10 protein-coding genes are annotated in these 8897 nt (G+C 30.5%); 1 reads left to right on the forward strand and 9 read right to left on the reverse strand.

Going from position 1 to position 8897, the window contains the following annotated elements:
• Positions 1-10 precede the first annotated feature (10 nt).
• Positions 11-907 carry a hypothetical protein gene (locus B0A78_RS11315; RefSeq protein ID WP_014166343.1) on the reverse strand — a complete coding sequence of 299 codons (897 nt, stop codon included), beginning with the start codon at positions 905-907 and terminating at the stop codon, positions 11-13.
• A 33-nt stretch (positions 908-940) separates the two neighbouring features.
• Here B0A78_RS11315 and B0A78_RS11320 point away from each other — a divergent pair, with 33 nt between their 5' ends.
• Complete coding sequence (locus B0A78_RS11320; RefSeq protein WP_065213054.1) at positions 941-2392, forward strand: S1C family serine protease; 1452 nt, start codon at positions 941-943, stop codon at positions 2390-2392.
• A 296-nt stretch (positions 2393-2688) separates the two neighbouring features.
• Here B0A78_RS11320 and B0A78_RS11325 read toward each other — a convergent pair whose 3' ends face one another.
• The 8 genes from B0A78_RS11325 to B0A78_RS11360 form a co-directional block, all read right to left on the reverse strand.
• Positions 2689-2889, reverse strand: coding sequence for a hypothetical protein (locus tag B0A78_RS11325; RefSeq protein ID WP_014166341.1), 201 nt, complete (start codon positions 2887-2889; stop codon positions 2689-2691).
• A gap of 11 nt (positions 2890-2900) precedes the next feature.
• Complete coding sequence (locus B0A78_RS11330; RefSeq protein ID WP_065213055.1) at positions 2901-3812, reverse strand: TIGR01777 family oxidoreductase; 912 nt, start codon at positions 3810-3812, stop codon at positions 2901-2903.
• A 47-nt stretch (positions 3813-3859) separates the two neighbouring features.
• Positions 3860-4240 (reverse strand): hypothetical protein, encoded by a 381-nt coding sequence (locus B0A78_RS11335; protein WP_014166339.1) that lies wholly within the window; start codon positions 4238-4240, stop codon positions 3860-3862.
• A gap of 6 nt (positions 4241-4246) precedes the next feature.
• The gene (locus B0A78_RS11340; RefSeq protein ID WP_075348555.1) at positions 4247-4603 is read right to left on the reverse strand and encodes a hypothetical protein; all 357 of its coding nucleotides are present in this window, start codon (positions 4601-4603) and stop codon (positions 4247-4249) included.
• A complete protein-coding gene (locus B0A78_RS11345) occupies positions 4590-5315 on the reverse strand; it encodes a YqjF family protein (protein ID WP_065213056.1) in 726 nt (241 codons plus the stop codon). The genes B0A78_RS11340 and B0A78_RS11345 overlap by 14 nt, the downstream gene beginning before the upstream one ends.
• A gap of 57 nt (positions 5316-5372) precedes the next feature.
• A complete protein-coding gene (locus tag B0A78_RS11350) occupies positions 5373-5876 on the reverse strand; it encodes a GbsR/MarR family transcriptional regulator (RefSeq protein WP_014166336.1) in 504 nt (167 codons plus the stop codon).
• Between the two features lie 74 nt (positions 5877-5950).
• Positions 5951-6616, reverse strand: coding sequence for a SanA/YdcF family protein (locus B0A78_RS11355; RefSeq protein WP_065213057.1), 666 nt, complete (start codon positions 6614-6616; stop codon positions 5951-5953).
• An 11-nt stretch (positions 6617-6627) separates the two neighbouring features.
• The gene (locus tag B0A78_RS11360) at positions 6628-8655 is read right to left on the reverse strand and encodes a M3 family metallopeptidase (protein ID WP_065213058.1); all 2028 of its coding nucleotides are present in this window, start codon (positions 8653-8655) and stop codon (positions 6628-6630) included.
• Positions 8656-8897 lie beyond the last annotated feature (242 nt).

Genomic DNA, 8897 nt, shown 5'->3' on the forward strand with positions numbered 1-8897 from the left:
TTAATAATACTTATTTTATCGCTTTTGCTAAATCTTTCAAGTTCCCTTTGTTAAAATTTAGTGCCCCCATCATTGTAAAATCAAAATAAACTACCTCTCCATTTACTGGATCAAAAACAAAAATGGTTTTATTGACTGTTATAGCAGGTTGAAGATAATAGTAGTCTTTGTTTTTTTCTTTGATGACTTTTTCTATTTTTTCTTTGCTGCAAATTTCATATTTAAAAGGATATAAAGCTGCAATATCGTCTTTGGTGATGTCCTTTGTTAGCAGATAATTTATACCTACACTCTGTACATTTGATCCAGTAAGAACTTTTTTATTAATTGATTCTTCACATATTAATAGGGTTCTTTCCTTTATTTTAGGTGAACGTTTTAAATAAATTTTTCCTAATTCTTTTACGATTGATAAAGTACTACCTTTAATATTGTTTTTTTGAACTAAATCAATTGAAAGAACCATTGATTCAATCATATTGCTGACTCTGTAAGCACAATCTGTTAAATTACTTTCATTTATAAAGAAATTGATTGGGGCATAGGCAATTAAATCTTGGTATTCATATCTACTAATTGTTTTTTTTCCACCATTAATTAATGCTAAATAATGATATGATTTTACATTTGGATTCGTATTACCAAATAAACATATAAATGAGGCCGTTTTATCCGCGATTTTTTTTTCAAATTCTTCACTTGAGATTGTTGAATATGGTGTTGTTTTCCAAATATTTGACATCGATTTTGTTAGTTCAGTATCAAATTTTTCGTTTCCTGTAAGTACAATGAATGTTTTTGATGCTTTAAACCTATTAAACTCTTCACTGTCGTATTCTTTGGCTGTAAATTGACCAAAGCATAAATTAATTACGAACAAGCCTAAAAAAAGAAATTTATTACCCATATTTATGTTATTTTTGGCAAAAATATAAAAAGAATGTATAAGAATTTTCTATTAGCAGTGTGTTTTTTTAATGTTATTATTGTAAATGCTCAATCAAAGATGATAGATGTGTCTCCATCGGATGCTTTAGTCTATGATGAAAACAACACGCTTCTCGGAAAGACCCCTTATGAAATTACTAAGAACGGAAGTTTTGTTTTGAAAATAAAAAAAGAAAATTTCAAATTACTAACATTAGAGATTAAGAATGATGAAAAAAATGAAGAAATTCAAAATTGTTTTGCCAATCCAGATAAGTTTTATATAAATATAAACAATAATACAGCCATTTTTAATTTGATTCCTTATAGAACTGAAAAAAAAGGTGAGATTTTTGTTGGATTTGCCAATCCTTCTTACAAGATAGATGAAAACGAATTGATAGGCACAGTAAATGAATCTAAAAGATATTTAAAATCTAAGAATATAAATTTTCTATTAGGTCATACTACGAATCTTGAAAATAGAATCTTTGAAGCTTTTGGAGATACATTTGTTCAACCTGTTTTTTTCGATCAAGAAAAAGAAAAAGAAGAAAAGTCTTTATTGTTAGAGCCAAGAGTAATTCTAAAACCTATTATAAAAAACTTAGACTTTAATCTGAAAGGTAAGATTTTACGTGAGTACGTTGGAAATTACCATATTGAGATAGAATGGTTCGTTTTTGATCGAAATGATTTAAACAATCCAAAATTTAGTTATGATACAAAAGTAGACGGATATAGGTTGAAAAATAATTATAATTTACTATTGCATGATTTAGTTTATTTTTCTCAATTAGAACTTTTAAAAAATGAAGGTTTATACCAAAAGTTCCTTGAAATTGAAAATAGTTATTTAAAAGAAACAATAGGCAATGAGTTAAATATTAACATATTATCTGAAGAAAAATATCAGGAAAATGAAATAAGCGGATATTTAGATTCGGTAGTTACCATTGAATCTGGAAATACTTTTGGTAGTGGATTTTTTATCAATAATGAAGGGTATATTTTAACTAATTTTCACATAGGTTCAATTATTGATGATTATTTTGTAACCGTCAACAACAAAAGAATCAAAGCTGAGGTTGTAAAATCTAACAAAAATGTTGATTTGCTTCTTTTGAAAATAGATCATAAATCTAAAGGACTACCAATAGTAAAAAAAGATTTTAAAAAAATTGGACAAGAAGTTTTTGCTATTGGTACGCCTCTCGATAAAACTTTAGAAAAATCTGTAACCAAAGGGATTGTAAGTAATTATAGAAAAATGAACGGTGTAGATTTTATACAAAGTGATGTAAGTATAAATTCTGGGAATAGTGGAGGACCATTAATAAATAAATTTGGAGAAGTACTCGCTATCAATACACTTAAAATGAATCAAGCGAATACAAATGGAATTGGATTTGCTATTGATATCAATTATGCTTTAAAAATGCTTAATATTAAGAAATTGCCGTAAAACTCATTTTTATTTTTTTCAAAACACAAAAGTTTAGTAGTGTATATAGTATTTAGTTTTTGTCTTATTTTCTAACATCAGATAATTCTACATAATTATTATCTATAATATCCCGTTTGTTTAAGAGGTATGCTATTGTAGTAGTAATTAAAAAAAGAATTGTTCAGTGTCCTAAATGTTTGCCAAAAAAACATTTAAATTCCAGAATGTAAATAACTTAAAACGGATGATGATTCCTTTACTTATGAANNTTCATAAGTAAAGGAATCATATTTGTTCATTTGAATTATAAAACTTTAGTAGATAAGATAGAATCCAAAATGTTTCCCTTGCCAAGTAACCGATTCACCTTCTTCAATAAGTCCGCTTGATCTTCCCGCAATAATTTTTTCCTTGGTAAAAAAGAATGATTCTTTATGATAATCTAAATTTCGTGCCGTATTAAATACAACTTTTATTTCTGCATTGATAATGGTTTTTAGATGGATTGTGGTCATTTTAAGTTTTATTATTTGGTTAATAATTCTTTTAATGCGCCTTGTAATTCAGAATACCTAAATCTAAATCCATTTTCGTGTAATCGTTTCGGAATTACATTTCTGCTTTTTAAAACCAATTCAGTTTCAGTGCCTATGATTTTTGCGCCAAATGCTAACATTCGTTTGCCTAGCGGAGCACCAAAAGGTATTTTCATTTCTTTACGAAGCGTTTTCATAAAGACTTTGTTTTGGATAGGTTCAGGAGATACTAGGTTTATTTTGCCTGTGATTTCCTTATTGATGATGTACTCTATGGCTCGGGCAAAATCTTTTTCGTGTATCCAACTTATAAATTGGTTACCATCTCCTTGTTTGCCACCAAATCCCATTTGCACAAGATTTTTAATAGGAGGGAAAGCACCACCTTTTTTACCTAACACAATAGAGGTTCTCAATGCTGTTTTTTTTGTTTGTGAGGTTTCGGTTTTAAAAAAGGCTTTTTCCCAACTTTGTGCGACATTCATCGAAAAGTCATTGCCTATCTCTCCAGTATATTCATCCATTTGCTTATCTTCAGAATGTCTATATATAGTTGCTGTAGATGAATTTAGCCAGTGTTTAGGCGGATTTTGACATTGTGAAACGGCTTCGTTTAGGATCTTTGTACTTTTAATTCTAGAAAGCAAAATCTCTTTTTTATTTTTCTCATTATATCTACAATCAACCGATTTGCCTGCCATATTAATCAATACATCAGCATTCTCTAATGCAGTTTCCCATCCACCTAAACTTTTAGCGTTCCAGTGCACATAACATATATTGTTTTCTTGTCTTGATTTTCCTCTAGTTAAGACGATGATTTCTGTACATTTTTGTTGGAAATAATCTATAATGACCTTTCCTAAAAATCCTGTGCCGGCGGCAATGACTAATTTTTTCATAATTATATTGTTTTGCCTGTCAGGCAAATTATCTGATAGGCGCTTTTTTATGCTGTTATTGGATTATTCAAACTTGCTTCTTTCGATTTTCTTTTTCCTCTAAAAAACAGGTACAGATTGAAGAACATCATCACACCCAAATAAATTGAAAATCCTCCTATTTGATAGCTTAATTCTTCAATGAGTTCTTGATAGGTGTTTTTGTAAAGATTGATTTCAAGGATCATTAAAGCATACCCTAAATTAAGGAGATAAAAACCTGTTTCAAATAGCTTGTTAGTGGCAGTAGCAATTTCTTCTCTGCCTCTAAAAATATCGAGCATAAAGGTCTTACCATTTTTGAATAATGTTTTAGATACATAAAAAGTTAAGACAATTACAATTGGTAAATAGATGGCATAACCGATTAAAATTTTTGAAGTTTCCATAATGATTTATTTAATTAATTTTTGAACGTAATTTGTTAGTATATAAAGATTTGAATAGTGTAAGAAGGATAGTATAAAGACAATGGTTGCAATTTTTAGGGCAAGTGTTTCTATGAGTTGTTGGATGGTTATAATTTCATTCCACCCAATAAGTGTCATGGCACTGTACCCTATGTTTACAAGATAGTAGCCAACTAAAAGTGTTTTGTTTATTTGTATACATAAATTAGCGTGGTTAGGAATTAATTCGTTGACATACAGATTTCCGTTTTTGTAACATATTTTGCCTACGAAAACTATGATAAAAATGATTATGATTAAAAAAAAGGTATAACCAATCAGATTATAATTAAAAGGGATCATAAATATTCATTTTTCTTTTGTTTTTTACGGTAATTGCAGAACCTTTGGCTAGATAGACAGAACTTGGTTTCATTGTATTTAAAAAGCGAAACTCCTTTCCGTAATTTTTTTCAAAATCTACTCCAATGGTGTAGTTCTTGATGGTATATTGTTCCCATTTAGGATGTTGTACTTCGTATTCGTAAGTAGTGTTTATAGCATATTTGGTGTAACCATAATAATGCTCCATAATAAATTCAGCTTCGCTGTTTGGATCTAATGGAGACAAGAAATCATAAGCATTTACTTCAATTTTGTTAGTGCTATTTTTTTGATTCCAGGTATAGCATACATGTAAAATCTCAGCTTCTAATTTTATATGATGATTCATAATTTGGGTTTCATAATGTTCTTTATATAAGGTGTTAGCAACAAAAGTAATGGCGCTTTTCGGAACAATTTCTTTGATAAAAACCACACCACGTCTCCATTCGCCGTTTTCAAAGCGTTTTACATAAAATCTAAGATTTACTTCTTCAAAATGGGTATGATTAGGAATTTTAAGTCCTAAAACTTTAGTCTCTTCAAACATAAATCCAACCAAACTCACATAGCAGTTCCCGTTAAAACAATCCAATTCGGTGCCAGCTGGAAGGTATTTTTGTAAGACATCTGGTTGGACAATATAATTTGCCATTACCAAGTTTTTCCATTGCGCGGTTAAGAAGTTCATAGTGTTATTGTTTTTTTTAAACTTTCAGAAAAAAATGAAAGTTTTGATTAAATTTTTTTACTTCATAAATTTAACTAACAATTGAGCCAACCAATTGTCTTTGTATTCTGTGATTTTGTCCAAAACATTATCAGCTTTAAGAACAAAGTCATATAGTTTTGTGGTTTGATCTACAAAATGTTTTTCTTCAGCTGATGTATTTGCGTCAATTGAAGACACTTCTTTGAGTACTTTCAAAGCGGGTTTAATTTCTCTTTTGCTTCGTTCACGTGATATTTTTACCGCTAATTCATCTAAATCTTTTTCGGCAGTAAAAAACTCACGTCTTTCACCTGCTTTGTATTCTTTGTATACAATGCCCCAATCCATCAAGGCACGTAAATTCATACTAGCATTTCCACGAGAAATTTGTAGCTCTTCCATAATGTCTTCCATAGAAACAGCTTCGTTAGATACCATCAACAAGGCGTGAATTTGTGCCATGGTTTTGTTGATACCCCACTGAGAACCTAACGCCCCCCAGGTTTGTACAAACTTATTTTTTGCTTCTTTGAATTCCATACCCCAAAGGTATAAAAATGTTTTTAAACTTTCAAAAAAAAATGAAAGTTTATTTTAAGAGGCAATTTTAAAAGTTACCTCTTATCTTCTTTGCTATAATTTGAAACGCCATCTATAGGTATTTGAGTTCCTAAGAATTTAGGTTTTCTATTTCGTAACACGTCTATAAATGCTTTGAATTTTGAAAAATATTCTCTAAAGCAAACATATTTGTATCCTTTGTACAGACCTTTATTGGCAGAGTAACCTATGGAATTAATTCCAATTTGGTTACCAATATAAATAGCTCTGTTTAGATGGTATTCCTGAGATATTAGGACAGCATTTCTTATTGAAAATATTTTTTTCGCTCTATACAAAGTCGAATAGCTATCGAAACCCGCATAATCAATATAAATTTTTGTTGTATCCACCCCGTGCTGATAGCAATAATTTTTCATGACAGTTAGTTCGTCATATTCTTCTCTTCCATTGTCACCAGAGAGTAAAATTTTTTGTATTTTGTTTGCATTGTAAAGATGTATGCCTGCATCTAATCGGTCTTTTAAATATTTACTTGGATTATTACCATTTATTCCAGCACCGAAAATAATCCCCACTTTAGTGGTGGGGATGTTTCTTTCAGATTTGTAAATATTTTTTTCAGTAATTGATTTGATATATAGGTTTACTGTCAGAATAGCTACCGTAAATAGCGTAAAACTGTAAAACGCTATTTTTTTATATTTTTTGAAGATCATTGCGTGTTAAATTATAAAAGTCCCGCTCTCTTCAACAAAGCTTCGGGTTTAGGTTCTTGACCTCTAAATTTTTTGTATAACGTCATAGGATGATCTGTACCTCCTTGTGATAAAACATAGTTTTTAAATTTATCCGCTACTTCTTTGTTGAAAATACCATTTTCTTGGAAATAAGCAAAAGCATCGGCATCTAGGACTTCTGCCCATTTATAACTGTAATATCCTGATGAATAGCCACCTTGAAAAATATGAGAGAAAGAAACACTCATACAGTTTTCTGCTACATCAGGATACAGCATTGTATTTGCCATAGATTGTTTTTCAAATTCTTTTACGGACTTGATTTCAGATGGATTTTGCCCGTGGAAATCCATATCTAGAAGACCGAAACTCAATTGTCGTAATGTTGCCATTCCTTCCAAAAAGCTTGCACTTTCTTTAATTTTATCTACATATTCCTGTGGGATCACTTCTCCAGTTTCATAATGTTTCGCAAAGAGAGCCAAGGCTTCTGGTTCATAACACCAATTTTCCATTACTTGACTTGGTAATTCCACAAAGTCCCAATAAACAGAGGTTCCTGACAGACTTGGGTAAGTTGTGTTTGCTAACATGCCATGTAAAGCATGTCCAAATTCGTGAAATAGGGTAGTTACTTCTTGAAAAGTGAGCAATGAAGGCTTGGTAGGGGTAGGTTTAGTGAAATTGCACACAATGGAAACATGAGGACGTTCGTTTACTCCATTTTGAATATATTGGTGTTTAAAAGAGGTCATCCATGCTCCATTTCGTTTTCCTTCTCTAGGAAAATAATCAGAATAGAAAACAGCGACTAAGTCCCCTTTTTCATCTGTAACTTCAAAAGTATGAACTTCATCATGGTATTTGTCAATATCAAAGACTTCGGTAAAAGTTAATCCAAATAATCGATTCGCAATTTCAAAAGCACCTGCTTGTACATTTTGAAGTTCAAAATAGGGTTTTAATTTTTCGTCATCTAAGTTGAAAAGTTCTTGTCTTAACTTTTCAGCATAATAAGCACCATCCCATTTTTGTAATTTTTCTACTGAGTCAATTTTTTTAGCAAAGGATGCTAATTGATTAAATTCTTTTTCCGCGGCAGGTTTTGCTTTGGTTAATAAGTCATTCAAGAATGATTTTACTTTTTCAGGGGTTTGTGCCATGCGTTCTTCAAGGACAAAATGAGCATGCGTTTTATAGCCTAACAGATTCGCTCGCTCATGTCTTAGATTTGCAATTTTAATTACAATAGCTTCATTATTGTATTCATTGTCCTGAAAGCATTTTTTGCCATAGGCTATTGTTAATTCTGTGCGTAATTCTCTATTCTCAGCATAAGTAACAAAAGGTAAGTAGCTTGGCATATTTAGAGTAAAAAGCCAGCCTTCTTTATTTTTACTTTTAGCTAATGCCAGAGCCGTTTCAATAGTGTCTTCGGGAAGTCCTTTTAAGTCCTCTGTGTTAGTGATGTGGAGTTCATAATTATTGGTTTCAGCCAAAGCATTTTCCCCGAAAACTAGTTTTAGTTTAGCCAATTCAGTGTCAATTTCACGTAAGCGTGCTTTTTTCTCTTCAGAGAGTAAAGCCCCGTTACGTGTAAAACTCTTGTATTTTTTATCTAATAAAGTGCTTTGTTCTGTAGTTAGTACTAAAGTGTTTTTTTGTTCATAAATTTTTTTGATGCGATTAAATAAATCTGTATTTAGAGTAATGTCATTACCAAACTCTGTTAAAAGAGGGGATACTTCTTGTGCTATTTTTTGCATTTCTTCAGAAGTTTCGGCAGAATTCAAATTAAAAAAGATACTAGTAATTCTGTCGAGTGTTTGTCCAGAAAACTCTAAAGCTTCAATGGTGTTTTCAAAAGTAGGAGTTTCAGGATTGGTAATAATTGTATTGATTTCTTTTTTTGCTAGTTCAATTCCTTCTTTTATGGCAGGTTTGTAATCTTCCATTTTTATTGAATTAAAAGGAGCTGTATTGTGTTTTGTTTCAAATTTATTAATGAGAATTTTCATAAAATTATGTATTTTGTCTATTTTTTGTGTTATATAGTAAAAGGTTATTATGTTTTGTGTCTTGATTTTAGAGATAAGTGCTAAAAATCTAATGATGTTTAAAATTTGAATATTGATTTAACTCAATCGGTATTCATGTTACTTTAAATCTCTAAATACCACTGGATCTTTTTCTTTTTGCTAAAATAGAAAATATCCTAACTAAAAAATCCCGATTTACTCGGGATTCTATTATTTTTTTA

The sequence above is a fragment of the Flavobacterium columnare NBRC 100251 = ATCC 23463 genome (assembly GCF_002530675.1).
Taxonomy (GTDB): Bacteria; Bacteroidota; Bacteroidia; order Flavobacteriales; family Flavobacteriaceae; genus Flavobacterium; species Flavobacterium columnare.

Excerpts from the sequence above, each read along its gene's own strand:
- B0A78_RS11325 (WP_014166341.1), bottom strand. The coding sequence starts at position 2,889 with ATGACCACAATCCATCTAAAAACCATTATCAATGCAGAAATAAAAGTT.
- B0A78_RS11335 (WP_014166339.1), bottom strand. The coding sequence starts at position 4,240 with ATGGAAACTTCAAAAATTTTAATCGGTTATGCCATCTATTTACCAATT.
- B0A78_RS11360 (WP_065213058.1), bottom strand. The coding sequence starts at position 8,655 with ATGAAAATTCTCATTAATAAATTTGAAACAAAACACAATACAGCTCCT.
- B0A78_RS11345 (WP_065213056.1), bottom strand. The coding sequence starts at position 5,315 with ATGAACTTCTTAACCGCGCAATGGAAAAACTTGGTAATGGCAAATTAT.
- B0A78_RS11350 (WP_014166336.1), bottom strand. The coding sequence starts at position 5,876 with ATGGAATTCAAAGAAGCAAAAAATAAGTTTGTACAAACCTGGGGGGCG.
- B0A78_RS11320 (WP_065213054.1), top strand. The coding sequence starts at position 941 with ATGTATAAGAATTTTCTATTAGCAGTGTGTTTTTTTAATGTTATTATT.
- B0A78_RS11315 (WP_014166343.1), bottom strand. The coding sequence starts at position 907 with ATGGGTAATAAATTTCTTTTTTTAGGCTTGTTCGTAATTAATTTATGC.
- B0A78_RS11340 (WP_075348555.1), bottom strand. The coding sequence starts at position 4,603 with ATGATCCCTTTTAATTATAATCTGATTGGTTATACCTTTTTTTTAATC.
- B0A78_RS11355 (WP_065213057.1), bottom strand. The coding sequence starts at position 6,616 with ATGATCTTCAAAAAATATAAAAAAATAGCGTTTTACAGTTTTACGCTA.
- B0A78_RS11330 (WP_065213055.1), bottom strand. The coding sequence starts at position 3,812 with ATGAAAAAATTAGTCATTGCCGCCGGCACAGGATTTTTAGGAAAGGTC.